At 59.7% G+C, this 24,264-nt stretch carries 25 protein-coding genes and 5 pseudogenes; 4 read left to right on the forward strand and 26 right to left on the reverse strand.

Annotated features, from left to right (window positions below):
* Positions 1-159: 159 nt before the first annotated feature.
* The 5 genes from ACFOFO_RS18630 to ACFOFO_RS18650 all read right to left on the reverse strand — a co-directional run bounded on the left by ACFOFO_RS18630 (position 160) and on the right by ACFOFO_RS18650 (position 4,705).
* On the reverse strand, positions 160-1,554 hold the full coding sequence (locus ACFOFO_RS18630) for an ISKra4 family transposase (RefSeq protein WP_390332362.1): 1,395 nt from the start codon (positions 1,552-1,554) through the stop codon (positions 160-162).
* Between the two features lie 41 nt (positions 1,555-1,595).
* The gene (locus tag ACFOFO_RS18635; protein WP_390332364.1) at positions 1,596-2,345 is read right to left on the reverse strand and encodes an MFS transporter; all 750 of its coding nucleotides are present in this window, start codon (positions 2,343-2,345) and stop codon (positions 1,596-1,598) included.
* Positions 2,320-2,466 carry a hypothetical protein gene (locus ACFOFO_RS18640; RefSeq protein ID WP_390324555.1) on the reverse strand — a complete coding sequence of 49 codons (147 nt, stop codon included), beginning with the start codon at positions 2,464-2,466 and terminating at the stop codon, positions 2,320-2,322. Before ACFOFO_RS18640 ends, ACFOFO_RS18635 begins: the two co-directional genes overlap by 26 nt.
* Before the next feature lie 151 nt (positions 2,467-2,617).
* Entirely contained in the window at positions 2,618-4,027 is a 1,410-nt protein-coding gene (locus ACFOFO_RS18645; RefSeq protein ID WP_390324557.1) for a c-type cytochrome, read from the reverse strand.
* Between the two features lie 6 nt (positions 4,028-4,033).
* Positions 4,034-4,705, reverse strand: a complete 672-nt coding sequence (locus ACFOFO_RS18650) for a GMC oxidoreductase (protein WP_390332366.1) — start codon at positions 4,703-4,705, stop codon at positions 4,034-4,036.
* On the opposite strand from ACFOFO_RS18650, the gene ACFOFO_RS18655 reads away from it, so the two are divergent.
* Positions 4,686-4,997, forward strand: a complete 312-nt coding sequence (locus ACFOFO_RS18655) for a glutathione S-transferase family protein (protein ID WP_390332369.1) — start codon at positions 4,686-4,688, stop codon at positions 4,995-4,997. The genes ACFOFO_RS18650 and ACFOFO_RS18655 overlap by 20 nt on opposite strands.
* 79 nt (positions 4,998-5,076) lie before the next feature.
* On the opposite strand, the pseudogene ACFOFO_RS18660 reads toward ACFOFO_RS18655, so the two are convergent.
* From ACFOFO_RS18660 to ACFOFO_RS18720, 13 genes and pseudogenes are all read right to left on the reverse strand, one after another.
* A pseudogene (locus ACFOFO_RS18660) lies at positions 5,077-5,391 on the reverse strand (YybH family protein); the annotation flags it as partial.
* A 10-nt stretch (positions 5,392-5,401) separates the two neighbouring features.
* A complete protein-coding gene (locus tag ACFOFO_RS18665; RefSeq protein WP_390324561.1) occupies positions 5,402-5,539 on the reverse strand; it encodes a hypothetical protein in 138 nt (45 codons plus the stop codon).
* A gap of 55 nt (positions 5,540-5,594) precedes the next feature.
* Positions 5,595-5,861 (reverse strand): annotated as a pseudogene (locus tag ACFOFO_RS18670) (reverse transcriptase domain-containing protein); the annotation flags it as partial.
* Positions 5,862-5,864: 3 nt separating this feature from the next.
* A pseudogene (locus ACFOFO_RS18675) lies at positions 5,865-6,101 on the reverse strand (DUF3363 domain-containing protein); the annotation flags it as partial.
* 3 nt (positions 6,102-6,104) lie between these two features.
* Positions 6,105-6,653: a hypothetical protein gene (locus tag ACFOFO_RS18680; RefSeq protein ID WP_390324562.1), complete on the reverse strand. Its 549-nt coding sequence runs from the start codon at positions 6,651-6,653 to the stop codon at positions 6,105-6,107.
* Positions 6,654-6,971: 318 nt separating this feature from the next.
* Positions 6,972-7,496 carry a conjugative transfer signal peptidase TraF gene (gene traF / locus ACFOFO_RS18685; protein ID WP_390324563.1) on the reverse strand — a complete coding sequence of 175 codons (525 nt, stop codon included), beginning with the start codon at positions 7,494-7,496 and terminating at the stop codon, positions 6,972-6,974.
* Positions 7,493-8,026 (reverse strand): DUF2840 domain-containing protein, encoded by a 534-nt coding sequence (locus ACFOFO_RS18690; protein WP_390324564.1) that lies wholly within the window; start codon positions 8,024-8,026, stop codon positions 7,493-7,495. The genes traF and ACFOFO_RS18690 overlap by 4 nt, the downstream gene beginning before the upstream one ends.
* Complete coding sequence (locus tag ACFOFO_RS18695) at positions 8,023-8,268, reverse strand: chromosome partitioning protein ParB (protein WP_390324565.1); 246 nt, start codon at positions 8,266-8,268, stop codon at positions 8,023-8,025. The genes ACFOFO_RS18690 and ACFOFO_RS18695 overlap by 4 nt, the downstream gene beginning before the upstream one ends.
* On the reverse strand, positions 8,265-8,903 hold the full coding sequence (gene parA, locus ACFOFO_RS18700; protein ID WP_390324566.1) for a ParA family partition ATPase: 639 nt from the start codon (positions 8,901-8,903) through the stop codon (positions 8,265-8,267). Before parA ends, ACFOFO_RS18695 begins: the two co-directional genes overlap by 4 nt.
* Positions 8,904-9,108: 205 nt before the next feature.
* The gene (locus ACFOFO_RS18705; protein WP_390324567.1) at positions 9,109-9,990 is read right to left on the reverse strand and encodes a replication initiator protein A; all 882 of its coding nucleotides are present in this window, start codon (positions 9,988-9,990) and stop codon (positions 9,109-9,111) included.
* 22 nt (positions 9,991-10,012) lie between these two features.
* Positions 10,013-10,294, reverse strand: a complete 282-nt coding sequence (locus ACFOFO_RS18710; protein WP_390324569.1) for a helix-turn-helix transcriptional regulator — start codon at positions 10,292-10,294, stop codon at positions 10,013-10,015.
* A gap of 134 nt (positions 10,295-10,428) precedes the next feature.
* On the reverse strand, positions 10,429-11,175 hold the full coding sequence (locus ACFOFO_RS18715) for a DUF2285 domain-containing protein (RefSeq protein ID WP_390324570.1): 747 nt from the start codon (positions 11,173-11,175) through the stop codon (positions 10,429-10,431).
* A gap of 88 nt (positions 11,176-11,263) precedes the next feature.
* A pseudogene (locus ACFOFO_RS18720) lies at positions 11,264-11,634 on the reverse strand (Tn3 family transposase); the annotation flags it as partial.
* 576 nt (positions 11,635-12,210) lie between these two features.
* Between ACFOFO_RS18720 and ACFOFO_RS18725 the strand changes: the two are divergent.
* Positions 12,211-12,765: a hypothetical protein gene (locus tag ACFOFO_RS18725; RefSeq protein WP_390324572.1), complete on the forward strand. Its 555-nt coding sequence runs from the start codon at positions 12,211-12,213 to the stop codon at positions 12,763-12,765.
* A 108-nt stretch (positions 12,766-12,873) separates the two neighbouring features.
* Here ACFOFO_RS18725 and ACFOFO_RS18730 read toward each other — a convergent pair whose 3' ends face one another.
* Positions 12,874-13,221: a DUF2958 domain-containing protein gene (locus ACFOFO_RS18730; RefSeq protein WP_390324574.1), complete on the reverse strand. Its 348-nt coding sequence runs from the start codon at positions 13,219-13,221 to the stop codon at positions 12,874-12,876.
* A 303-nt stretch (positions 13,222-13,524) separates the two neighbouring features.
* Here ACFOFO_RS18730 and ACFOFO_RS18735 point away from each other — a divergent pair, with 303 nt between their 5' ends.
* The gene (locus ACFOFO_RS18735) at positions 13,525-13,812 is read left to right on the forward strand and encodes a helix-turn-helix domain-containing protein (RefSeq protein WP_390324575.1); all 288 of its coding nucleotides are present in this window, start codon (positions 13,525-13,527) and stop codon (positions 13,810-13,812) included.
* A 42-nt stretch (positions 13,813-13,854) separates the two neighbouring features.
* On the opposite strand, the gene ACFOFO_RS18740 is transcribed toward ACFOFO_RS18735, so the two are convergent.
* The 6 genes and pseudogenes from ACFOFO_RS18740 to radC form a co-directional block, all read right to left on the reverse strand.
* Positions 13,855-14,199, reverse strand: coding sequence for a DUF2958 domain-containing protein (locus ACFOFO_RS18740; protein WP_390324577.1), 345 nt, complete (start codon positions 14,197-14,199; stop codon positions 13,855-13,857).
* Between the two features lie 767 nt (positions 14,200-14,966).
* Complete coding sequence (locus ACFOFO_RS18745; RefSeq protein ID WP_390324578.1) at positions 14,967-15,272, reverse strand: DUF736 domain-containing protein; 306 nt, start codon at positions 15,270-15,272, stop codon at positions 14,967-14,969.
* Between the two features lie 221 nt (positions 15,273-15,493).
* Positions 15,494-15,685 (reverse strand): hypothetical protein, encoded by a 192-nt coding sequence (locus ACFOFO_RS18750; RefSeq protein WP_390324579.1) that lies wholly within the window; start codon positions 15,683-15,685, stop codon positions 15,494-15,496.
* A gap of 237 nt (positions 15,686-15,922) precedes the next feature.
* The gene (locus ACFOFO_RS18755; protein WP_390332372.1) at positions 15,923-17,902 is read right to left on the reverse strand and encodes a ParB/RepB/Spo0J family partition protein; all 1,980 of its coding nucleotides are present in this window, start codon (positions 17,900-17,902) and stop codon (positions 15,923-15,925) included.
* Positions 17,903-18,818: 916 nt separating this feature from the next.
* Positions 18,819-19,646: a DUF932 domain-containing protein gene (locus tag ACFOFO_RS18760; RefSeq protein ID WP_390324581.1), complete on the reverse strand. Its 828-nt coding sequence runs from the start codon at positions 19,644-19,646 to the stop codon at positions 18,819-18,821.
* A 571-nt stretch (positions 19,647-20,217) separates the two neighbouring features.
* Positions 20,218-20,723, reverse strand: a pseudogene (radC, locus tag ACFOFO_RS18765) (RadC family protein).
* Positions 20,724-21,664: 941 nt separating this feature from the next.
* Here radC and ACFOFO_RS18770 point away from each other — a divergent pair.
* A complete protein-coding gene (locus ACFOFO_RS18770) occupies positions 21,665-23,869 on the forward strand; it encodes an OsmC domain/YcaO domain-containing protein (RefSeq protein ID WP_390332374.1) in 2,205 nt (734 codons plus the stop codon).
* A 3-nt stretch (positions 23,870-23,872) separates the two neighbouring features.
* Here the strand turns inward: ACFOFO_RS18770 and ACFOFO_RS18775 are convergent, their stop codons facing one another.
* Entirely contained in the window at positions 23,873-24,028 is a 156-nt protein-coding gene (locus ACFOFO_RS18775) for a hypothetical protein (RefSeq protein ID WP_390324583.1), read from the reverse strand.
* Positions 24,029-24,264: the final 236 nt, after the last annotated feature.

A 24,264-nucleotide genomic window follows, 5' to 3' on the forward strand; every position in this document is an offset into this window, starting at 1 on the left:
ACCTTGGAGTGAGACCGAAATGAAAAACATGCTGGTAGCCAATGATACGAGCACTGCCGTACGGCACTTAGGTGCAGGCAACAAAAGAATATCTTAAGGAGAGGGGCAATGGAGCAGAAGCTTCGGAGAGCGGACGAAATCGAGGGCTGAATTCTTGATTTATGCAGCCATCGGAAAGTCTTCCCAAAGATTTTTGTGTGTGAACTTTGAGCGCTTTCCGTACAGAGGTTTCTTGAAAATATCCGCAAGCTCTCCATTGAGATCTGCAACGCGAATGTGCCACAGAGCGTTGGCGCCTGCTGTGGTCCAGCGCATTTGACCTTTCTTCTTAAAGCGGTCTCCAATCACGAAATTAACCGCTGACTCCGCCAGACTCGTGGATATCGGCAGGCCAGCCCGATATCTTGAGCCATAGTTGATCAAGCGGCTCTGATCCGACTCCAAGTAACCGATGAGATCCTTCACATGGTCTTGAAGCTTATCGGTCGTTGCTTTGTCGACCTCGCGAAGCCGTTCGATCGAACCTTGCGCTCGACCGTGCCACAGCCGCCATTTTGCTGACGCGACCTTCTTCATCAGTGCAGCGGCATCGTCTGGCTGAGAATGGCGCATGCCACGCATCCGCTGGAGGATGTGTTCGAAGCGCATCGAAATATGAAACCAATCGAGGATGCGTTGCACTGGCCGCCAAGGCAAATAGCTTGGGTAGTTGACGTCTTCACCCCCATCGCTGATGATGGCCAATGGCGCATCGATAGGAACTTCGTGCCGATGTAGAAAATGATGAAACCTGTCCAGAACTGACCACGTCTCATCGTTCACGTACGCAATCGATGCGGAAGGACCGTCTGGAATTCGAAGCCGCGCGGCGATGACAGCAAACGAGCGCCGACCATGACACTTTGCCGGTACCGCACGAATGTAACCGGCATCAACCTGCAACGCATGTCGAGGCTGCTCAAGCGGTGGATCGGGAAATCGAAGCGGCATGCTATTGAAAAAGTCTTCGGCATTGTGCAGCGCCGCTTTATCGATCTGGACGCCAACTTTGCGGACCTGATCCTTGATCGATGAACTACGCGGAACCGCGTCAATGGGAAGCACGTCTGCGAGCAGTGCCGAAGCACGCTCGTACGATACTGTGGCGGCCCACCGGGTCTGAAGGTAAACAAATTCCGGATGGGACCGCTCTGTCAATATCTCCGCCAGCGGGTTAAACGACGCGCTTTCGTGCGCACAATGGCCGCAGACGCATGTCGAATAATAGCGCGAACTATCAAGACGAAGTTTGCCAAATGCTGTTCTGTAGACGATGGACGCAGAACCTTTCCGCGGCAGAGGCTCCCCGCATTGGCCGCACAGGCAATTCCTTGCAATCACTTCGTCCGCCTGCGCGGTCGCGACAATTTGCTGAAGACGGCCAATAAGCGACTTGACCTCAGCAAGCTGCAGACCAATCCCTTGTTCGGCCGTCTTATCGCGATCTCTTTCGATCGTCGCAACAAGGGTGCGATCTCGTTTGCCGCCGATTCTGACCTCGATATCGATGCGCATTCCATCCTCGCAAAGTCGCTCTTGGAAGTAAAATCGTGCCATCAATTTGGCCAAGCAGCAACCTTACCCAGCCCCCATTTTCGTCCGCTCTCGTGCTCGATCACCAGCTCGGAAGTAATGAGGGCGATCGCACCCGCCAGTGCCACGCCAATCCAGGGTGTCTCCAGCCACCAGACGATGCGGCCCAATGAGAGCACCGCGCACAACAACGCCACACCCGGTGCGAACAGGCCGAAGGTGAGGAAATCGAGTTTCTCGAAGGTCTTGATCCGGTCGCTGGGCGGCAGTTTGAGCAGCAGCACGCATCCCAGCGAGAGCAGCGCCAGCCCCAGCTCGAACAGGTACAGCCCGCGCCACGCCGCGATCTGCAGCAGATCAGTGGAAAAAATCCGGGCCATTGGCAATGCCAGTTGCGAGGCGCCGAGCCCTACGGCGATTCCCTTCAAGCGCCATTTGGCGGGAAAGGCTTGCAGCATGTAATAGAGTCCCAACGTACTGAGCGCGGCGCCCGCCATGCCGTGGGCGGCCCGTACGGCAATGGCGGAGTTCAGGTCGTTGACGAACAGATGTGCAAACGTCACCAGCGCGTACAGCACCAGAAACGCCTCGGTGAACAGGCGCAGCCCGAACTGCTGGCGAAACTTTACAAGTAAGAGGTTCATCGACACATTGGTCATCACATAAGCGGCCGGTAGCCAAGCCACCTCGGGTGAGTAGGATCCCAATATGCCCTGCAGGTTAAGCAGGTTGAAGGCTACCAGCTCATTACCCCAAACCGCCGGTGATGGCAACGATGAATTCCACCATGGCGTAGGCGAACCGGAGCAGCGTCGAATGGCTCGGCGTCGAAGGCGAGCCCGGCAGCGTAGGCCGCTCATCCGGCAGCCATTCTCGGGCCGCGTAGCGATTCATGGCGCCGACTCCGTGATGTCGTGCAACAACTCCAGCACGTCGACTTTCACCTGCTCGAACAACTCTTCAATGCTTTTTAACTTTGGCATCGCTATTCACCAGTCGACAAAACGTCAATCTAGCCCATGGCAAAGTTTACGAGCGCGCGCTTTTACTTTGGTCCATGCGCAATGCGTCGCTTCCGTCTGGTGAATGCGAAAATCGCGGCGATGATCACGATGATGAACACCCCCATCCCCGCTTGCGCTGCCACGACCAAGTTGGACGAACCACCACCCGCGCGTAGCGTTTTCACCTGTTCGGCGCTGACCACGGCTTTGGGGTTGCCAAAATTTTTCGTCAGATAGTTCCCAAGCGTCGCGAACTGTTGATCCGACAGCGTCTTTTTAAAACCCGGCATCAACACTTCGGAGGAATCGGTGTGCCGCTGTATGCCTTCGAGCAGCACCATCACCAGATTGTTGGTGTTGGTACTGCCCAGCGCTGTGTTGTGAAACAGCGGCGGCAGACCACCATCGAAACTTCCCTGGCCGCGGGCCTGGTGACAAGTCGCGCAGTGGGCGTCATAGAGTTGGGGGCCGGTCATCTGGTTCAGATCCTTGGGCAACGCCACACCCCGGATGCTGTTCAAGTCATCGGCAGCCGCACCCCACGCGTATACCGGGTGGGTGTCAGCCGACTCGCGTAGCGCGGGCACTGTCTTCAGATAGGTCGCAATCGCGCGCAAGTCATCAGCAGTCAGATGCCGCAGGCTGTTATCGACCGCCTCAGCCATCGGGCCTGCTGCCTGCGCTTTGTCGGCAACATGGCCGAATCGCATGTAGTCCACGATTTCCCGTTCGCGCCATCCGCCGACACCGCTATTCGCGTCCGACGTGATATTGGGCGCGTGCCAGGCGCCGACATCGCCACCGCCGAGTTCGTGCGACAGGTCTTCCGCCATCAGCATATTCCGTGGCGTGTGGCAGGCGCTGCAATGCGCGAGCCCGCGCGTCAGGTAGGCGCTGCGATTCCACTCCGGGCTTTTGCTGGCGTCAGGTACGAACGGCTTATTGTCGAGAAATAGCAGATTCCAGGCCGCCATCGAAAGCCGGATGTTGAAAGGAAATGGCAGATCCGTGGCAGGAGCTGTCACATCGACCGGCGCAACTGCATGCATGAAATAGGCGTACAGCGCCTGCGCATCGTCGCCCGTGACTGTCGCGTACGACGTATACGGCATCGCTGGATAGAGATGCTGCCCATCCACACGTACGCCTTTGCGCAAGGCATCGTTGAATTGTGCCTGCGTATAGTTGCCGATGCCGTGTGTTTTCGAGGGCGTGATGTTGGTTGAAACGATGGGGCCTAGCGGCGTCGGCAGCGACAGCCCGCCGGCCATTGGCTTGCCGCCAGGTGTGCTGTGGCAAGCGATGCAATCGCCAGCGGTAGCCAGATACTGGCCGCGTTTGATCAGCTCGGTATTTGCGGTATCTGGCGCTGTGGCGGCGCAAACGTTCAAGCTCACAAGCGCCAGTACGGTGGCGCCGAGATTAACGTGCAGGCGTGTCATCAATTTCATTGAAGGCTACCTTAACGATGAGGATTTCGACGTAGCCGGAACCGGCGTACGCACGTTGGATTGCTCTAGTATGTGCTGCGCAGTTCTGAGCGCCAGCGCCAATCCAGTCTGGGTCGAGTTGCAGGTGGCCGCAGTCGGCATGACACCGGTACTGACGATGAACAGATTTTCGTGATCATGCGTGCGCCCGAAGCGATCGACGACCGAGGTCTTCGGGTCATTGCCCATGCTCATCGTGCCGGTGATGTGCTGATTGTTGGCGAAATTGCCTTCTGCGCTGTAGCGCAGGTTGGTGCCGCCCATCAACTCTGCAATGCGCGTGAAATCGGCCTTTGATACCTCGGCCCCGCGACGCGTGTATTCATCGATCGCATAGTGCGCCTGCGGTTTCGGGATGCCCATGGCATCCTTCTGCGCGCTGAGCGTGATGCGATTTTCCGGATTCGGCAACACATCGAGAACGTTCTTGACGTTGACTTGGTGCGCCGCGCGATAACGCAACTGTTTCTCGAATTCCGGGCCATACACCCCCTCGGCGATCAAGGCCTGGGTGGCGTTCAACACTTGCGAAATGTTGGTGAAATCAAGTCGATACGGCGCATGCTCGGAACGGAACGGCCCATCGCGCAGGGTCGCCGAGCTCGACGGATTCGCCCCCGTGATGGAAGCGGTGCGCAACACGGTATCGAGCCTGAAAGGGCGTGCGCTGGCCGGTCCTCACGCGTATGCGCAGATTCCCGCGCTGGCAGAACGCAGCAAGGCACGGGTGGCTTCTTTCATGGAGGAGTTGGACGCCCGCCTGCAGCAAACGGTCTACGTGGCCGGCCCCGAATTTTCTGCCGCGGACATCACTGCCATGGTGGCGATTGATTTCGCAAAGGGCGGGATCGGCATGGCGATCCCGCCACAACAGGATGCCATGAGACACTGGTACGACATGATTGCATTGCGACCAGCAAGCAGCGCCTGACGAGAGTTGGCGTTAGCGGATTCGAGATGGATAGTCTGGCCGGAATAGCGATGTTTGCGCAGGTCGCCGCATCCGAAACCTAGCCCAGAACGGCGATGCCCCACGCGTTGTCGATCGTGATCAGCCAATCTCCGTCCGCTTGTTTCCGGAGTACATCGGTCGTACAACCACTGAGTTCCTGCGTCGTGCCGGTATCGGAGGGAAGCGTCAAAGTCCATTTCGAATAGTGCAATGCCGTGTTTGAGGTCTCGACAAAATCGTGGCTCTGGAAGGTGATTGACAGACTTGTAGCGGTCTCCGTAAAGGAACGAATCGCCGATTTTCCAGCCAGCACTTCTCCGGGTCGAACGACGACGACAGCGTCGTCCTCGTAGCAGCCAACCGCCGTTTCGAATGCGCCTTGGTTACGTGCGGCTACCCGTCAGTCCCTGCAGGCGGAGGCGATCGCCCGCCACACGGCCGAGCAGCAGGTTTCGGATCTGAAAGAGCGCCTCGTGGAAAACGAGGCGCACCGGATCTCGCTGGAAGATAAACACAGCCATCCCGCAAACCTTGGGGCCAAACTCTCCCGAGCAATGCGCAGTCCCCATCTTACCCGAGAGTTTGCTCTGTTGTTGTGGGCGTAATGATGCCCCCTTGCGGGGTGCCGGCCTCTGTGGGGAAGAGTTCGTCTTGATACACGAATCCCGCCTTGAGCCATTTCTTTAGAACCGCCTTGTCCGTAGGGACATTGGCGCTCATCCAGTCGTGACTGATTTGGTCGAAACAGCCTTGGATATCGGCCTCCAGCACCCATTCCGCACTAACTTTTTTTGCGAGAGAGTTGAAGCATTGTTCCCCTGCATCGGCAGTGGTTTCCGCAATGGGTTACCGTCCACGCTGCCGCCCCAGTTCCCAAGTGACAGATGCTCCCCGCACGATGGCCGATACCTGCTGCCCAAGCCGTTGTTCCACTACCGGCCGCCACGGCACTAGGCTGAAGCCCATGCCGTCGTCCAGCATCGCGAAGCGACCGCTGGCAAGCTGGACTGAGCGGCGGTAGATGCCGTCTGCGCGCTCGCCGTCGCGCAGCGGACGGTGGATCAGCCCGGTCTGATGCTGGATCACTCAGTGATCGACAGCCACCCAGTCCAGCCTGGTTTCCAGGTCGGTGGTCATGCGCTGCATGAACTCGCGCGTGTAACCGCGCAGGTCTTCCAACTCCCCGGCATCCTCCACCGAGACGATGAAACGGAACTGGTGGCGGTCGCCCTTGCCGCGTTCCTCGAAGGCCTTGAGGTCAGCCGTGTCGGTCTCGGCGCCGTAGGCCTGTCCTCGCTCTCCATCGCGCGTCACGCCGTCGCGCTCGATGTAGCGCAGGTGCGTAGATACGGAATTGGCGCCAGCCTTCTTTAGCACCACAAAACGAGACTTGATGATCACGCGTCGCGCGTCGGCTCCAAGCGTGCGACCCGCTAGGCGAGAGGCCACGCGGCCCCGTCCGAAGGTCGATGCGGGACGCGCACCGCGCGCCCCCGAGTTCTTCGCACCGGCCTTCGAGACCTGCTTCAGGACTTGCGAGACAAAGCGCTGTGCGCGCTGGCCGCTTTGCGATCCATCCGGGCGTTTTGGTGCCCCCGGCTTGATGCGCAGACGGTCATCGTCACGCGAGGCCATGACACAAGCTCCATCGTAGATTGGCATACCACGTCGAAGACGGCACGCGGGAAACCTTGAGCCCATCCGGCTTTGCGCGCCACGACGGCACGGCGGCATGCAGTCGGCGTGCCGTGCCCAACCCACGTGCAGACTGACATTGCGGCAAGGTACGTGCCGCCCCTTTTATCTTGCCCTCCGCCTTTCCCGATCGCTGGCGCGACCGGCTCCGACGGTCAGGCTGCGATTGTCTGCACGGGTGAAGCACCGCAGCCGTAGGCCGTGGTGCAAACGATGTGCAGCGAGACTGCACGAAGAATGGTGCGCAGCGCTGCACGTTCATGGCGTGTCCCACGTCCATAAGGGCTGCGCGCTGCCGATCACGGCGGAGACAGCAACGGGACCGAAGTACCGGCTGTCGAACGATGCCGGATTGGTTGCACTCAGCAGGAACAGCTCACCATCGTGAAGCTGCCGACATTGTTGCCATGCCGACAGTGGACGGCCACGGCCATCTGTTGCATGGACGCCAGCTACCGGCATGCCGTCGATGCGAACGATGCGCTTCTCGATGCACACCTGCTGCGGTGACATCGCGCCGATGCGCTTGAGCAGCGGAATGTGCTCGGGCAGGTAGCCACGCTGCGCAGCTAGCGCGGCAGCGTCTGCCGGAAGCCTGACGAGCACGATGCTGCCGACGTGCAGCGATTCAGGCGGACCGATGCGATACCAGCCAGGCGGTACGCTGTCGCTGGGGTTGTAGACGATGCGTGCAACGAACGTATGTTTGGACGACCAGGCGAGCGCAACGATGCCAAGGACGGTGAACAGTATGACGCTCTTGCGATGGACGCGGGCGTTCATCGCAGCACCTCGCCCGCGAGGTAAGCGGCATGCCGTTCGACCGTGTAATTCGGTAGTGGTAGCCGTGCAGACAGCCGGTTGCCCAACGTGCGCCAGTACGCAGGCGACACCGCTACCGGATCGATGCCAAGCGTTTCGATGGTGTCGATTTGCGGCAGGACTGACTGCACTTGCTGTTCGCCTTCGGCGTGCAGCAGCAGGCGCGCACCAGGTTGGATGCCGGCGATGCGCTGAACCGCATCGAGTGGCGCGCAGGTTTGCAGCACCATGAGCTGCCAGCGCGTCGTGCCGTAGTCGTTGGACTCCCAGCGCACGCGGCAGAGCAAGGCGGCAGGCAGGAACAACGCGCAGCTCCGCCAGCGGTCCAGTCGCAACTCACGAACCGGATGACCGAAGCGCAGGTAGAGGTTGATCCGACGTTCGACGAACGCCAGTGACACGCGCGTCAGCGGCGTGTTGTTCGTGGCGTTTGATAGCAAGGGACGTGATATGGGTGGCGCGTTGCTAGCCACCTGCGGCAGTGCATTCATGGCTGTTTCTCCGGAAATTCAAGTTCCAACAGACCGCGCAGCATCTCGGCCACCGTGATGCCACGTGTAAAGGCGTCAACCTTGATGCGGGCGCGTAGCGTCGGCGTCACGTCGATGGTCAGCCTGGCGGTGTAGAGATCGGTTTTGCCGATGTGCGCGCCGTCACCCTGGCGCACCCATGCATCGGCATGCGGGTCGGTAGGCGGACGCGCACCAATGGCAACGCGTTTGCTGTTCTTCATCGCGCCATCCTCAACACTTCATCGGCGAGTGCCGCGATCTCGCGTGCGGCGATGCTGTCTGCGTCGAGTTCGCGGGCAAGTTGGCCAGCGGCCACGCTGTCGGCGAACACGATGCGTTGCCGAACCTCCGACAGCAGCGAAGGCAGCGGTTGATCGGCGAGCGCACCGCGTGCCTCGCGCCCGATCACCGTGGTGCTGACACGCCGGTTGATGACGAAGGCCGCGCGCAGCGCTGGCCGGAACACCTGCGCTTCGCGGATCAGCGACACCATCTCGGCGCTGGCCCACACGTCGTAGGGACTGGGTTGCACGGGAATCAGTACCAGGTCCGCCGCAAGCAGCGCGGAGCGCGCGAGGGCGGCGATCCGGGGCGGGCCATCGATCACGATGTGATCGCAGCGCTTGGCGAGTTCTGACGCCTCCTGATGCAGTGTTTCCCTGGCCAGACCGACTGCACCGAACAACCTGGGCAAACTATTCTGGCTACGGCGCTGTGTCCAATCAAGTGCCGAACCTTGGGGATCGGCATCGATCAGGATCACCGCGCTGCCTTGCATTGCCAGCTCACCGGCGATGTGTGTGGCGAGGGTTGTCTTGCCGACCCCGCCTTTCTGGTTCAACAGTGCGATGATCATGATGCGCTACCTCCTGCCCGCCGACTTGTCCACAGCGCGCGGGGGCTTCTTATCGTTAGTTTTATAGATTCAAAGTTAGAACCTAAGTTAGGAAACGCCGAAACCCGCGCTGCGCGAGGCTTTGCGACGCGTCCGCACTCCTGATAGCACGACAGCACTGCGCCTGATAGCACGAGGATTCCCACTCCCGATAGCACGAGCGTATTCACCGTTTGTCCACAGGCATTGCACCGGCATTGAAGCTGCCACCGGGGCGCAGCGGTGCCGTGGACGGCACGGCGCGGAAGGCCAGCACCTCTGGCCCATGCCGGGGCCGCAGGACGGCGAGCGTGTAACCGGGTAAGGGTTGCCGCGCCACGATGCAACGCAGGTCGTAGGCGAAGTCGGTAAAGCGCGCCATGCTCCCGGACTTGCGGTGCAGGTGCGGAAAATCGAAGCGCCAGCCTTCGGGCTGCCAGCCACCGTGCTTGCGCACCAGTCGATACAGCCAGCGCTCGATACCGCCGGTCAGGCGAAAGTAGTTGGCGTCGATGGTCAGCACCAGACTCTCTTCGAACACTCCGGCATAGAACCAGTCCGGCAGGATCAGCTCGATGCCCAGCGGCCGGCCTTGGCCATCCGCACGTTCCTTCCATTCGTTGATCCACGAGAAGCGATGCAGGCGCCGCGCATTGGCTTGGCGAATCGATGTGGCGACGCTGGTGGACTGCAAGCGGTCCAGCGCAGCCTTGAGGCGCTGGTAGTCGCGTAGCGACGTGCCGCGACCGATGAAGCGCAGGATTTCGTAGGGTGTGGCGGCCATGAGCCGCGACGAACGCATCCCCGCATCGCGCGCCTCGACGATCTGGCTGGCTGCCCAGATCAGGATATCGGCATCCCATATCGTCGCCAGGCCATGTTCGGCCGTGCCTTCGACGCGCACGGTCACGCTGCTGGTGCGGAAGTCGATCGGCACTGTGCGCTTGCTCTTGGCCAGCGAAAAGAACGGGTAGGCCATCAGGTCTTGCGCATCGCGTGCTGGCAGCTCGCCGGAGAAGGCATGGAACAGTTCGAGTTGCTCGCGCTGCGGGTCGTGGCCGATGGCCATTGGTGACGGTGTCCATTACCGATCACCGCACGCCGGCACGGCGCGCGGTGTACTCGGGGTCGGACGTCATCTCAAAGCTGCGCGCATCGGCCCAGCTTTCGAGGTCGATGATGGCGTACATCACGCGCCGACCAAACTTGCGGAAGCGCGGGCCGCCGCCGATGACGCGCTGCTTTTCCAGCGTGCGCGGCGACAGCCGCAGGAATGCGGCGGCTTCGTTGTTGGTCAGGTAACGCGCCGGCTGCTGGGCGGCGGTGGGTGTGGCTGCGGGTACGTAGTGTGGTGGTAGCGGTTCGGGTCTCATGGCATGTGCCTCCATCGGTCAAGATCGCCGACGAAGCAATCGCCGCCGGATGGAAGCAGTCTCGGGAAAGTCAGGCGTTCTGTGCAGGGACGTTTTGCTCCGCCGTGCGAACGTCCCTGTGCGGCCTTGCCGAGTTAGAGTAGGCGGTGGTATCCACCGTCCATGAGCGTTTGTCCGCGCCGGATCATGCGGCGGACCTGGGCGCGCAGATCCCCGTCGTCGTACCAGCGCTCGGTAACGACGGCGATGCCGAACAATACTTCGGCCACGCCGCGCTGCGAAGCACCGGCCAACGTGCCGTCGAGCGCCTGCAGGGTGCGCATGTGGAGAATTGACGTGCGACCTGGTCGGCCGGTGGCGATTGCAATGCGGTGCACCTTTGCGGCGTCAAGCAACGCCAGCTCGCCTTCGATTGCGCGCCAGCGCTCGGGGAGCTGGCAACCGGCGCGGACGGCATAGGCGTAAGCCATGCCGTCTTCCAGTGCGGGAGATATCGCCATGCGCAGCATGCGATTGACTAGGTGAGTGGTCAGCACCAGGCGCTTGCCGTCGTGCATCAGATGCTTGCGGCCGGGGAAGCGCCAGAGCTGGAACAGCAGCGCATCGGCCGTGGGATCGGCATCGGGATAGACCTGGACTACCGAGGATGGATCAGGGAACCAGTCGGGGTACGCGTCGCGTGCATCGCGCGCGGGGTCTTCCAGCAGGCGCAAGCCCCAGCGAAGCGCATCGTGCTGCGGACGGCGTCGGTGGCGTTGCCAGGCGCGCAGGTATTCCGGGTTGCGCCGCAGGTATTCCCAAGCCAGCGCGGGGCCGTCCAGATGCAGGACGTACAGGTATGCACCACTGGGATGCCAGTGAACAGCGCTCGAATCTGCCATGGCGCAAGCTCCTCTCGGATAGAAGGAAATCAATGAGGGTGAGCCGGGATTGCGTTTTTTTCCGCCAAAAGTGATCTAACTTGATGATTTATATAGCGAAATCGAATTTGTAGTTGATCGGTTCGAATTCCCGATCGAGATCCAGCGGATATTCGCCAAATCGATTGATATGCTCTCGCCGGTACGGCGCCGTACCCCGCAATATTTCCTTGGTCAACACATACCCCTTTGCCTGCGGCCCCTTCAGTACACGCGACATGCCGTGAACGGTATGAAGGATGACCATATTGGCCACCAGGTGGCTGTACTTGATAACCTTGCGTTATTCATGCCGGATGTTTTCGGAAATGATGCCGTCGCCACCAAAAATAGCCATTTAACGAAGTTGTTAAACTCCTCGCTTTTGTTGGTCGCCGCATGGATGCTTTTCCGAAGCTCAGCGTCGTTGATTGTCAGCAGTGGTAGATATTTTGTTGAGTAACATGTAAACTCCTGCAATTGCTTAAAAGACAACTTTAATTCAGGTCGCAGTTGTAGCCTAGCCGTCAAATTTAACAGTTGTGTATTCAACAAACTGGCGTTGGCGACGGCCGAGGCGAAACTTGCAGCACAGCAGGGAGTCTTGACGGAGCTGTGCGCCTACCTTGATGCGCGCGATCGGCCGGTTGATTACACAACCAGTTGATCGCATTTGATATGCTGCCGGTTGTCTCTTCTTAGCGGCGCCTGAATTGGCCGGTTATCCATTTCGTTTGAGAGCGATTCAATGAAATATGAAAAACCACAGGCAGGCAACCCACATCGCTTAACGATCAAACAGCATATTTTCCCCGACCGCTGCATCGCGCGCTTCGGAAACAATAGATCGCAGGTCCAAGTAAGACGTGTGTGCGACCCAATAACTTTTTCTGTTAAGTCAGACATGTCTTGTTTTGCACAATGCGAGCATGGGATCAGAGAACGGAAACACTGATTAGTCACAAAATTGAACGCGAATATTCGTCGCTCGCTGACAAAATTGTTACCGGAGAAGTCGTGGAATTGACCGGTGAAATGAACGAAATTGTTACGCATTTTTATGAACTATGCAGAGGTAGATTTGAAGCCAACAACAACCGGCATCCGGATTTACAGGTCCATGGCGTGTTACCAGAACTTGATCTGGACAAAAACAAACAAGAGATTTTAGAAAAAAACGGGTACATATTTGTTCGACCCGACGGAAAAATGCCTGGGCACATGATGGCTGGCCTCCGGATGATGGCCAGATCGCTCTACACGAATCGTGCGGCTAGTTATCCGAAATGGGGTATTTTACGGGCATGCAATGCCGAATTTGCCGTTGCCGATAATTTCATGACGGTCAGATGCGTGCCGGTAGCGCCATCGATTTTCTTGTGCGCGGATTCACCCAATTTCAATCTGGGATATGCAGATGTCGCGAAATTGAACGCATTCAATGTCACTAGAGCGGACCAGTACTATTTTGCGAAGAATTTTGATGCTTGTCCGATTTATCGCAGAACCATTCCGAATGAGAGGTTTTTGTTGTCGTCTAGTTGCGACAGCGTCGTGCCGTTGCTGTACTGAATAGCGATCAATACAAAAAAGGTCTGGACCCAGACCCAAAAAGACGCAATGCGAACCGTTGCGGCATCGCATGGCGTGGCTCGCCAGCGGCGGGCCAACAGGGATCGATCAATCGTTGATCGATCCGTCAGCTTGGGCCAGCCGGGCGTATTCGGAGAGCCGCCGCTTTGGCGTGAAATGCAAATCGCGTACAACGGCCAGGTTCTGTGGCCCGCGAATGCCTTCCAGGACGGATAACCGTACATGGCCGAGTTCCGGCGCACCTATGCCGAGGTCGATCAGGCCGAAAGCAGTGTCGCCGTCGTCGGGACTGAGTTCGGTCAAGAGCCACGTCGCATGCGCGTCCAGTGTGAACAGCTTGACAACCGGCAGCGGGTCGCGCTTCTCACCGCGCGCGGCGGCAGCGCCGTTGTCCAGAAGTTGGACGCGGTGATCGTCGGTGATGAGTGGTTTCATGGTCACTGCGCGCAAGTGGTCACGATCAACGGAGCATTAGTTTTGCGCAAACGTGCCAATGCGTCAAAGTTTGACTGTACAAGTGTGCTTCTTCGTCAAATTGCCAAAGCGGATTCCGCCGGATCCGTGGGTACACGCATCGGCGATTGCGTCAGTACGGAAGCCATGATTTCAGTAGAAGCGGCTTTCAGCATAGGCACGATCGCCATAAGTTCAAGCAGAAAATACTAGAAATGAACACTATAGATTGTAGCCCTATAGGGCGCTATCAGGTGTCATCGTCGTTTTACATGAAACGATTTGATGACATTGAAGAACTCATTCCCTGCGGCGCTCAAGACAGTCAGAAAAGCCCGCGGCCTCAGCCAGGAAGCTTTCTCGGACGTGTCGAGCCGCACGTATATGAGTTCCCTCGAACGTGGCCTGAAAAGCCCGACCCTGAGCAAGGTCGCCGAGCTGTGCGAGGTCATGGACGTGCATCCGCTCACCCTGCTGACGCTGGCCTATGGCAGCGACAGCAAGGGAGTGGGCGAAGTCATCGAGCGCGTGCAGCGCGAGCTGGCCGCCATCCAGGCCCAGAAGAGAAAATAGGCAAGTAAAGGGCGCTGCCCGGCGGCAGCGCCCGCGTGACCGCTACGTCACGATGCGCTCCGCGAGTCGTGCTTCATGCGCATAGGCACTGATCGGCTTCGAGGCGGTGAAGTGCAGATCCCGCTCGACCTGAAGCCCGAGGCGTCCGCGCACCGATTGCAGTTCGGCCAGACTCACATAGCCCAGCTCCGGGAAGCCGTGCCCGAGGTCGCAGAGTCCGAAGGCATGGTCGTGGTCGTCCGGGTCGATCTCGGTGAGCAGCCAGGTCGCACCCGCGTCAGGGGTGAACAACTTGACGACGGGCGGTGGGTCGAAGTCGTCGTTGTCGAGGGACTGCTGGCCGTTGGCCAGCAATTGCGCACGCAGTGTTTCGGTGATGAGGTTCATGATTGCAACTCCTTGAATGGACGCTCCCGATCGGAGCGCTGCGTGTCCGGCGCACGCGCATTGCGCGGCCGTCACACCCCCAACACGGGCGAAGCTGGCGCGGGCCGGGGGTTGACGGGCGTGCGGCGTGCGCCAAGCTGCGCTGCCTGTCCGGTCGGTGATTTGGCCATGCACTACAGGAGTGGCATCGTCATGAAGTGCAGCAACGCTGCGGTGAACAGCGGTCGGCATCAGACCAGATTCGATGGCGCATGCGGTCTTGCCTGCCGATCAGGCGTAGCCTGTTCGGCGCATTGCGAGGGGTGCCAAGCACAGCGCGGCGGGGATGGGCGTCGAGCCGATCCCTGGAGGGCAAGCGTAGCGCGCAGCGCCATCAAGCGCGGAGGCGTCAGCGATGAAAGCCGAAGGGGCGAGACGCCATCGGCGGCTCGATGCGCAGCACGACAGTGTGACCCGGCATCGCCGGGGACGCGCGAACGCCTTCAATGCCGATGCACAAGGATTCGTGGAACCCGGAATGTGTCGTTGCCCAAACTCATGAAAACGCAGAATCGCTTTTACGCATCTCCGTGAAACAACAGAATCGACAATCCGTGGAAGCGGCTTTGTGCCCAAGCACGGATACGGAAGCGCGGTTCCACGGAATTCCGTGCTTCGCTATCAGCGAGTCAATGCATGAAATGAGACGGCCCGCGATGTGATGCGCGGGCCGCTGAGGGTGAACGCAAAAACGCCCCGCCGCATGGGCGGGGCGCCGAGGGCGATGATCAGTCGCCCTTGCTGCGCGACCAGATCAGATTGTGCGCGCCGACGTCGCCTTCGACCAGGCGGGCATAGATGGTCGCCGGGAACGATGGGTCATCCAGGGTTGCCGACAGGTAGGGCCGTTCCGCCTTGCTGACTTTCTTCCACGCCGCGCCGATCTCGAAGTTGCCGGCGACGATGCGGTAGTCCGGGGCGTTGTCACTTTCCTTGGTGTTGGGAACGAATTTGACCTTGACGTTGAGCGTCAGGGTGCGAACCGTGCCGGTGAAGCTGTCGTTCTGTGCGGTAAAGATGCCGATGTTTGCCATGATGATTTCCTTTCGGTGAATCAAGGTCGCGCCCATCGCGGCCTTGTCGGTGATCCAAAGGGCGAGGTACGGGCGGGCTGCACCAGCGGCCGCAACGCAGTGGAGGACCGGGAGGCGCGGCGATTTTGTTGCGCGAGGAAGGCACATCGTGCCGGGGAAAATCGTTGCGCCGGACGGTTGCAGCCATGAAGCCCGAGGCGCAGCCGGTGCCGCGCCAGGATTCACGACAAGCCAAGGTCGCCGTTGGGTGCGTCCTCACCGGAAGGCAGCATGGCTACGGCATCCTCGTACAGGCGTTGCGCCGGCACGCACCCCATTGCAGGCAAGGTCGGTTCCGAATTACCAAGGATGAACGCTCCCCGCGCATTGGCGCGGGCTTGATCGATTGCGGTGTGGATGGTTCTGCTGGGCATGGTGGACGGCCTGTCGGTGAGCCGCCGTCGTTTCTGGCGGCCTGCCCGCCAGCGTCGGGGGCGGTGCGTCATTGCACAAGCGCGCAGCAAAGCCTGTCGCCCTCCGGCGTCCCGCCTGTGCGGCGGGGCGCGTTTTTGGGAATTGGTTGGGGCTGTCGGCTGTTAAAACGCGCGCGGCATACCTGCCGCGCGCGACGCGCAGAAAAATCCCGGCGGAAACCCGCCGGGACATCTTACTTACTCGCTCGTCTCAGCATCCGGGAGCGTTTCTGCTTGTGCCTCCTGTACCGCTGCCCGCAACATCACCGGCAACCAACCCGTGCCCACCGCCAGCCGTTCCGCTTCGCTGGCCAGGTCGTTCTTCTTGAGCTTGGCGAGCCGCGCCGCATGCTCCGGTGCGAACACCTGCACCGCCTCGATGGCTTTGGCCTTTGACACATGGGCGAAGTAGCCTTCGGCGGTCGGTGTCCACCACGGGTGCATGTCGAGGCCCACCGCCTGCGCCAGCGCGGTAGCAGGCAACGTGTCTTCGCGTGGCGTGACCGCGCCCACCGTCGTAGCCACGCACACTGCCAGCAGCGACAGCAGTTCCCGCTGGGGCAACGCCAGCAGTTCAGCGAACAGTGCGTCCGGGTCGCTGGGTAGCCGTGCCGCCCACGCCTGCTGCACTTCCCGCAGGCCGATCAGGGCGGGCGACTGCGCTACGTCCGGCGCAAACGTATCAAGTCCATCCTGCGGCGAAGCGCTGATGTTGATCGGCGAATCTTCCGAACGGTAGCCATCGACCACCACGCGCAGCGCGAGGCGATGTGCCACGGCCACCGGTGCTACCTGCGGATGGCGGGCGACTTCCGCTTGCAGCGCCGCCGTGCGGTGTGCGCTTAAGCGCCGCGCCAGCTTCTCGGAAATGTTCGGCGTGGTCGGTTGCCGTGCCTCGCCTTCACCATCGCCGCCAGTCTGCATGCGTTGCCGTTCCTGCGCCCGCAATGCCTTGGCCTCGACCTCGCGCAACAGGCCGCGATGGATGGCGATTTCGCCCGTGTGATCAACGGTCACGATAGCGCCGGCTATTGCCGTGTCTGGTGCAAACACCTGCTGCGATTGCTCAATGGCGTCAAGTTCCGCGCCGAGCTTGTCGCTTTCCTCGTAGAGCGCCGATGCTTCTTCTTCCGCAATGTCCTCGGCATCGTCGGCATTCAGCATGTCGTCGATGGCCTGTTGCTGCGATTGCAGCTTGGCGATGCGCTTGGCCTCGGTCTTGTTGGGCGTGCGCCGGTCACGGCGGGCGCGCTGGAAGCCGTGCAGTTCCGCCGATGTGATGCGCGGCACCGATTCGACCCATGCCCAACCTTCTGCACGGGCACTGTCCGCAGCGGCTGCAAGTTTGTCTCGCGCCAATGTATCCAGCAATGCCGCATCGGAGAGGAACACGCCCCGTGTGTCATCCGAGAACAAGTCGCGCCGCACACCACCGCCTGCGGCCTCGTAGGTCTCAATGCCGACGAAGCGTGCCAGCGCATCGCGCGTGGCGTCGATCTCGCGTTCGGTCAGGTGCTCGCGCAACGCCTGCGCTCTGCGCTGCCACTGCGGCGCGTCATAGAACGCCGCCTCCTGTGCGGTGTGGTCGTCCGTGATGGCGAGCGCCATCAACTGGTCGAGCGTGACAGCATCGGCGCGATAGTCGGCCAGCAGGCGCGGCGAGACATTCGCCAACTTCAAACGGCGCTGCACCACAAGTGGTGTCACACCAAAATCAGCGGCAATATCTTCGACAGGCCGACCTTCGGCCACCAACGCCGCGAACGCCTCGAACTGCTCGCCGGGGTGCATGGCCTCGCGCTGCACGTTCTCGGTCAGGCTCACGGTACGTGCGGATGCATCCGGCACCAACAGGCAAGGCACTTCATGGGTCTTGGCAAGCTTGCGCCGCTTCGCCAGCAGCTTCAACGCTGCCAGACGCCGCTTGCCTGCGACGACTTCGAAATGCTCACCATCGCTCGATGCGGTCACGGTGAGGTTTTGCAGTAGGCCGACGCGGGCAATGCTTGATGCCAGCTCGGGAATCGACGCGCCGCCGCTCTTGCGCACGTTGCGGCTCGAAGGTCGCAACTGCGACAGCGGAATCAGCAGCAGGTCGTAGGCAGCAATGGTAGCGGCGGCAGGGGTAAAGACTGCCGCGTGCAGTGCTTGGGTTTCTTGGTGGGTAATGGTGTTCATGGTGATAGCTCCTATCCCTCGCGGGAAGTTGAAAAAGTAAAAAAGGAAGAAGAAAAATTCGTTGTCAATTGCACGGTGTCGATGTCTGCATGCGCTGCCTCCTGTGGTTTTCAAAACCGACCGGATTCCAAGATTCGGAGCCCAGTGTTGGCTTCGGTTTGTTCGGCGCAGTGACCTGGGCTGATCGCTGTTGCCGCCGTCTTTCCTGAGTTCATCGCCCGCGAACAACCGGGCCAGCGAGGGCGTGGCTGTCAAGGAAGAAGCGCAGGGTTGGTGCGGCCCGCAGCCGCAGGCGAGGACACGGCCCTGCGCGCCTTGACGGACAGGCACTGCGGGCTACGGTCGCGGGATGAGCGATGAAGGAGGGGAAAGACGGATGACCGGCCTACGGCCAGAGAGGCGACGGACCAACGCCGCGCGGCGAGCGCCACTGCGTGCCAGCGGCACGCCTAGATGGATGGCCGTTGGCCGATCAGGTGCCACCTGTTCGGCGGCATTGCAGGGGCGCCAAACAGAGTGCGGCGGGGATGGGCTGCATAGCCGATCCCCTGGAGGGCAAACGCAGTGCGCAGGCGTCAGCCGACCGCAGGGAGGGAACGATGAAAGCCCGAGAGGGGCGAGACGCTATGGCGGCTCGATGCCACGCACGACAGCGCGGCCCGGCCATGCCGGGAGACGCAACGACAATTCAGGCAGGATTGCCGAACTACCCAATGCGAAGCATCTGGCACCTAGCGGCTGGTTCCCCATGCCAACGATGGCGAATACCTACAGCCATCAAGTGGTCGCGTAGCGATCACCGCCGTGCGCCCAGACGGAACGGATGGGCGCACGGCGGCCTAGCCCGGCCGCCCGTTGTTGTGCCGTGTGCCTTCATTGTCGAGGGGGCATTACTCCCCCTCGCTGATTCAGCCGGTCAAGCCTTGAGCCGCTTCATGCCTTCGGCCAGCATCCACAAAGCCCGGTTGATCTTGACGTTCTGGTCGATGCCTTGAATGGGCCGGGTACTGTGCCTGCGTCCGGTGGCGGTGCGTCCATGCAACCCGCCCTGCGTCAAATTCTCCTGCACGCGGTTATAAGCGCTCCACAAGTCGGGCCGGTCATCGTCGCGGCGGCGCGGCATCAATAGCTGCGATTCGGTGATCGGTGCGGGCGTGGCCGGGTCGTCGTACTTGAGAGATAGCGCCGCATGGGCAAACACTTCGGCCTCGCCTCGGTCCAGCGTAATGGCGCGCATCTCGTCGCGGCGTTCGCGCACCAGATCAAAACCATCCAGCACGTCATACGCGCCCTCGATCACTTGCCCGACCACATCGCCTTTATGCGGGATGCGCAGATCGGCCACGGTGTCGCCGCACACCAAGCCGTTTTTGCAGACGAAGCGGAACATGCCCGCCAACATTTGATAGCTGCTGGTGCCATCGTGCGAATTCAGCAGGATGATTTCGTTGGCCTCCGCGCCATTGATCTGGTCGGCATGGCGCAGCTGCACCATGTGCTTGGTGTGCTCGCGCTTACCTTCATCGCGCACACGGGTCTGGCAAACCATAAAGGGCTGGAATCCTTCCTTGCGCAGTTCGGACAACACCGCGCCGGTCGCTATGTAGCGGTAACGGTCAGAGCGGCTTTCGTGCTTGTCCTCGGCAAAGATGGACGGGACCACGGTGCGGATTTGGTCATCCGACAGGGGATGATCGGCGCGCAGCACGGGGGAGCGGGAAGCGAAACGGGAACTGAGTTGCATGGTCTTTCTCCAGTGATTGAAGCTGTGGTTTCAAAGCTGACCGGATTCCAAGATTCGGAGCCCGGTGTTGGCTTCGGTTTGTTCGGCGCAGTGACCTGGGCTGATCGCTGTTGCCGCCGTCTTTCCTGAGTTCATCGCCCGCGAACAACCGGGCCGGCGAGGGCGTGGCCGTCAAGGAAGAAGCGCAGGGTTGGTGCGGCCCGCAGCGCAGCGAGGACTCGGCCCTGCGCGCCTTGACGGCCAGGCACTGCGTGCTACGGTCGCGGGAGAAAGCGATGAACTTGGGGGAAGACGAACAGCGGCCGATGGGCCAGGGGATGCACTGAACCAACGCCGCGCGGCGAGCGCCCCTGCGTGCCGCAAGCACGCCTGGCTGGAGGTAAGCAAAGCGCGTAGCGCGAAAACTGCACTGTGTGCTGGCCGATCAGGCGCAGCCTGTTCGGCGGTCCTGTGGGGCGCCAAGCCTGCGCGGCGGGGTGGGCGTCAGCCGACCCCTGGAGGCAAGCGCAGCGCGCAGCCTTTACTGGACGTCAAGGACGCAGCAAAAAAAGGGGGGCGATGCCCCCTCGGGCTACAACAGTCCGCGTTCCGCCATAGACAGGATGTCTCCACCGGCGACGATCAGGTGGTCCAGCACTCGCACGTCCACCAGCGCCAATGCCGACTTCAGTGCCTGCGTGAGCATCTCGTCGGCGCGCGACGGTTGGGTTGACCGCTCGGATGGTTATGCACCAGCAGTAACGCAGCGCTGTTCCTGGCCAGGGACTCCTTGACCACCTCGCGCGGATACACCGATGTCTGGCTCACCGTGCCGCGAAACATCTCGACGTATTCGATGACACGGTTCTGTGCGTCCAGGTGGATGACGGCGAACACCTCGTGCTCCAGCGCCCCCAGCTTCACCCGCAGGAAGTCGCGCACCACCTGGGGCGAGTTCAGGACTTCGCAGTCGCGCATCTGTCCTGCGAGCAGACGCTGCGCAGCCAGCAACACCTCGTCGGCGCTGGCCGGACGGTAGTCGCCCGTGACATCGCGAACGAGAAGGGAAGTATCGAGAGAATGAGTAAGTTGCGACATGATCGTGCTCCAGTCCGAATCGGGCGGAATTGCCCGGAACCGGAGGAACACGGCGCAGCGCAAGCAGTCAGGGGTCGCAGACGGCCGAATGGACGCCAGCGTGCAGGGCACGCGCAGCCCTTGACGGCGAGAACGGCGTGGTACGTTGAAGGGAACAGCAAGGCCACCCCACACACTCCACTGCCTTAACGGCAAGCGGCGCGCGCAGGCCCAAAGGGCCGGAGGCGTCAGGGATCAATGCCGAATGGCCGTGACTCGGCAGGAGGTGCGGGGCAACGCCCGCGAGCCCGACGGCGGTACGCCGGGATGCTCGGCATCAACCGACAAGATTCACTCCACAGCAAATGCTGTTTTGTCGAACATCGATACGACTCAATGACGTTTCCCTCCGTACTCACTTCGCATCCTGCTGCCATAAGACGAGCAGGCGCTCTATGGGACGATCAAGGCGAAGGACCGCAACGACAAGCATGTGCCCACAGCGAGCTATCGCGTCCCGATGACTCAATGGCAGCAATGCAGCGGTTGCGGTCATTGGCTTTCTATGACGCCGTTACTGATACCGACGGTATTGGCCTTTTTCAGATGTAATTCTGAGCGGCGGCTCCACTTCACATAGCTGCCGTCCGCCGAATTAAAACGACAAATTACTTTGGCGTCACTTCTTTGAATGATCGGTTTCTAAACTTTGGAAGGCGGAACCCGACCCAAGCGGACATTGGCGGAACTCGTGGCGATTCCATTTGGTGCAACTGCACTTGGCGCTGCCTTGGATATCGCCATGGCGCATGGAAGCTCGCCCGTTCCAACCATGTACTGCGCCATGGCGTTCGCCTGTCAAATTATCCATATGCGGCAGCGTTTGAGGAAACCATCGATACATTGCACGGTACCGGCGTGGCGACGGATAATAGCGGCTACATCATTTTTAGAATTCCCCCATGGAAATTAAGGTCAATTTTCTCGATAAGCTACGTCTTGAAGCCAAGTTCGATGACTTCACGGTAGTGGCCGACCAGCCTATCCGTTATAAGGGCGATGGCTCGGCGCCTGGTCCCTTCGATTATTTTCTGGCCTCATCGGCCTTGTGTGCAGCTTACTTTGTGAAGTTGTATTGCGTAACTCGCAATATTCCTACCGAAAATATTCGCCTGTCGCAGAATAATATTGTTGATCCGGAAAACCGCTACCAGCAGATTTTCAAGATTCAGGTTGAGTTGCCGGCCGATATCTCTGCCAAAGACCGCCAAGGTATTTTGCGCTCCATCGACCGCTGTACGGTGAAAAAAGTGGTGCAAGCCGGGCCCGAGTTTGTGATTGAAGAGGTAGAGAATTTGGATGCCGATGCACAGGCCTTGCTGACCTTGACTCCGGCTTCTGAAGCGAGCACGTATATTGCGGGCAAGGATCTGCCGTTGGAGCAAACCATCGCCAATATGTCGGGCGTTTTGGCGGCCTTGGGCATCAAGATTGAAATCGCTTCGTGGCGCAATCTTGTTCCCAATGTGTGGTCGCTGCATATCCGCGATGCGCACTCGCCGATGTGTTTTACCAATGGCAAGGGAGCGACCAAAGAAAGCGCGTTGGCGTCGGCGTTGGGAGAGTATATCGAGCGCCTGAATTGCAACCATTTCTACGCCGGCACGTTTTGGGGCGAAGACATCGCCAACGCGGCGTTTGTACATTACCCGAACGAGCGCTGGTTTAAGCCTGGCCCTAAAGATGCGCTGCCGGCTGAAATTCTGGATGAGTACTGTCTGCAAATTTACAATCCCGACGGCGAGTTATGTGGCTCGCATCTGGTCGACACCAACTCCGGCAATGTGCAGCGCGGTATCTGTTCGCTGCCGTATGTGCGACAGTCGGACGGCGAGGTGGTGTATTTTCCGTCCAACCTGGTCGAAAACCTATACGTCAGCAATGGCATGAGTGCGGGTAACACGCTGGCCGAAGCGCAGGTGCAATGCCTGTCGGAAATTTTCGAACGGGCGGTAAAACGCGAAATTCTGAAAGGTGAAATCGCATTGCCTGATGTGCCGCAGGAAGTGCTGGCGAAATACCCTGGCATTCTGGCCGGCATTCAGGCGTTGGAAGAGCAGGGCTTTCCGGTGCTGGTGAAGGATGCGTCGCTGGGAGGGGTGTACCCAGTGATGTGCGTCACCTTGATGAACCCGCGGACAGGCGGTGTGTTTGCCTCGTTCGGCGCGCACCCAAGCTTGGAGGTGGCGCTGGAGCGTAGTCTGACGGAATTGCTACAGGGTCGCAGTTTTGAAGGCCTGAACGAATTACCTCGGCCCACCTTTGCAAGTGAAGCCGTGACTGAGCCAAATAACTTTGTCGAACACTTCATCGATTCCAGCGGTATTGTGTCATGGCGCTTTTTCAGTGCCAAAGCGGATTTCAATTTTGTTGAATGGGATTTTTCTGGCCAGGGTGAAAACTCCAATGCCGAGGAAGCCGCGACCTTGTTCGGTATTCTCGAAGACATGGGCAAAGAGGTGTACATGACGGCGTATGACAATTTAGGCGCCGTAGCCTGCCGGATTTTGGTGCCCGGTTATTCCGAAGTTTACCCGATAGAAGATTTGATCTGGGATAACACCAACAAGGCGCTGTTGTTCCGCGCCGATATTTTGAATCTGCATCGCCTGGACGATGCCAGTCTGGAAGCGCTGCTTGAGCGTTTGGATAACAGTGAGCTCGATGAATATTCCGACATCGCCACATTGATCGGTATCGAATTTGACGAGAATACGGACTGGGGGCAACTAACAGTTCTCGAGTTGAAGCTGCTGATTCATCTCGCCTTACAGCAATTTGAGGCGGCGCAAGAGCTGGTGGAAACCTTCCTGCAGTACAACGACAACACGGTCGAGCGCGGATTGTTTTATCAGACCTTGAATGTGGTGCTAGAGGTGCTGCTGGATGACGACTTGGAACTGGACGATTACGTGGTCAATTTCCGCCGGATGTTTGGCAACGCTCGGATGGACGCGGTAATGGGGTCAGTGGATGGCAGCGTGCGCTTCTTCGGGTTAACGCCAACGAGTATTAAACTGGAGGGTCTCGATAGGCACCAGCGCCTGATCGACAGCTACAAAAAATTGCATAAGGCTCGGGCCAATGTGGCGGCTACAGCCAGTTAGGGTTTACGAGTCATGGCTGGATGCGCTGATGCCGTTCATCCCCCAGCGTTCGATACCAGAGCGACCATCTGTGCCGGCGTGCATCAGTGTTGATGTCGGCTTTCGCTTTAATGTTTCTATCTCGAGAGCTGCTGCAAGTCGCTGATAGTCAATGTCCATGAGCGGATTCTATCCCTGTACGTCAACGTTTCATCTAAAAACAAATACTTGTGCATCGGAGAAACGCATCCACAGATTGAAATGCTACAGTTCCCGACCCGTAAGCATTCGGCACAACGAATGCTTCTGATCCACATATGCGATGCGGTTTAAGGTAGTCATAGTCGTCAAATGTCTACTTTTCGCCCTGAGTCAATCGTCAAGGAGAATTTACCATTTGTGCCGTAGCAGTGACT

Origin of the sequence: Pseudundibacterium arcticum (genome assembly GCF_042646465.1) — a bacterium.
GTDB lineage: Bacteria > Pseudomonadota > Gammaproteobacteria > Burkholderiales > Burkholderiaceae_D > Undibacterium_A > Undibacterium_A arcticum.

What these genes read in the sequence shown, in the direction of transcription:
- ACFOFO_RS18630 (WP_390332362.1), bottom strand. Translation starts at nt 1,554, where the DNA reads ATGCGCATCGATATCGAGGTCAGAATCGGCGGCAAACGAGATCGCACC.
- ACFOFO_RS18640 (WP_390324555.1), bottom strand. Translation starts at nt 2,466, where the DNA reads ATGAATCGCTACGCGGCCCGAGAATGGCTGCCGGATGAGCGGCCTACG.
- ACFOFO_RS18645 (WP_390324557.1), bottom strand. Translation starts at nt 4,027, where the DNA reads ATGAAATTGATGACACGCCTGCACGTTAATCTCGGCGCCACCGTACTG.
- ACFOFO_RS18665 (WP_390324561.1), bottom strand. Translation starts at nt 5,539, where the DNA reads ATGGCTGTGTTTATCTTCCAGCGAGATCCGGTGCGCCTCGTTTTCCAC.
- ACFOFO_RS18680 (WP_390324562.1), bottom strand. Translation starts at nt 6,653, where the DNA reads ATGGCCTCGCGTGACGATGACCGTCTGCGCATCAAGCCGGGGGCACCA.
- traF (WP_390324563.1), bottom strand. Translation starts at nt 7,496, where the DNA reads ATGAACGCCCGCGTCCATCGCAAGAGCGTCATACTGTTCACCGTCCTT.
- ACFOFO_RS18690 (WP_390324564.1), bottom strand. Translation starts at nt 8,026, where the DNA reads ATGAATGCACTGCCGCAGGTGGCTAGCAACGCGCCACCCATATCACGT.
- ACFOFO_RS18695 (WP_390324565.1), bottom strand. Translation starts at nt 8,268, where the DNA reads ATGAAGAACAGCAAACGCGTTGCCATTGGTGCGCGTCCGCCTACCGAC.
- parA (WP_390324566.1), bottom strand. Translation starts at nt 8,903, where the DNA reads ATGATCATCGCACTGTTGAACCAGAAAGGCGGGGTCGGCAAGACAACC.
- ACFOFO_RS18705 (WP_390324567.1), bottom strand. Translation starts at nt 9,990, where the DNA reads ATGGCCATCGGCCACGACCCGCAGCGCGAGCAACTCGAACTGTTCCAT.
- ACFOFO_RS18710 (WP_390324569.1), bottom strand. Translation starts at nt 10,294, where the DNA reads ATGAGACCCGAACCGCTACCACCACACTACGTACCCGCAGCCACACCC.
- ACFOFO_RS18715 (WP_390324570.1), bottom strand. Translation starts at nt 11,175, where the DNA reads ATGGCAGATTCGAGCGCTGTTCACTGGCATCCCAGTGGTGCATACCTG.
- ACFOFO_RS18730 (WP_390324574.1), bottom strand. Translation starts at nt 13,221, where the DNA reads ATGAAACCACTCATCACCGACGATCACCGCGTCCAACTTCTGGACAAC.
- ACFOFO_RS18735 (WP_390324575.1), top strand. Translation starts at nt 13,525, where the DNA reads ATGACATTGAAGAACTCATTCCCTGCGGCGCTCAAGACAGTCAGAAAA.
- ACFOFO_RS18740 (WP_390324577.1), bottom strand. Translation starts at nt 14,199, where the DNA reads ATGAACCTCATCACCGAAACACTGCGTGCGCAATTGCTGGCCAACGGC.
- ACFOFO_RS18745 (WP_390324578.1), bottom strand. Translation starts at nt 15,272, where the DNA reads ATGGCAAACATCGGCATCTTTACCGCACAGAACGACAGCTTCACCGGC.
- ACFOFO_RS18750 (WP_390324579.1), bottom strand. Translation starts at nt 15,685, where the DNA reads ATGCCCAGCAGAACCATCCACACCGCAATCGATCAAGCCCGCGCCAAT.
- ACFOFO_RS18755 (WP_390332372.1), bottom strand. Translation starts at nt 17,902, where the DNA reads ATGAACACCATTACCCACCAAGAAACCCAAGCACTGCACGCGGCAGTC.
- ACFOFO_RS18760 (WP_390324581.1), bottom strand. Translation starts at nt 19,646, where the DNA reads ATGCAACTCAGTTCCCGTTTCGCTTCCCGCTCCCCCGTGCTGCGCGCC.
- ACFOFO_RS18770 (WP_390332374.1), top strand. Translation starts at nt 21,665, where the DNA reads ATGGAAATTAAGGTCAATTTTCTCGATAAGCTACGTCTTGAAGCCAAG.
- ACFOFO_RS18775 (WP_390324583.1), bottom strand. Translation starts at nt 24,028, where the DNA reads ATGGACATTGACTATCAGCGACTTGCAGCAGCTCTCGAGATAGAAACA.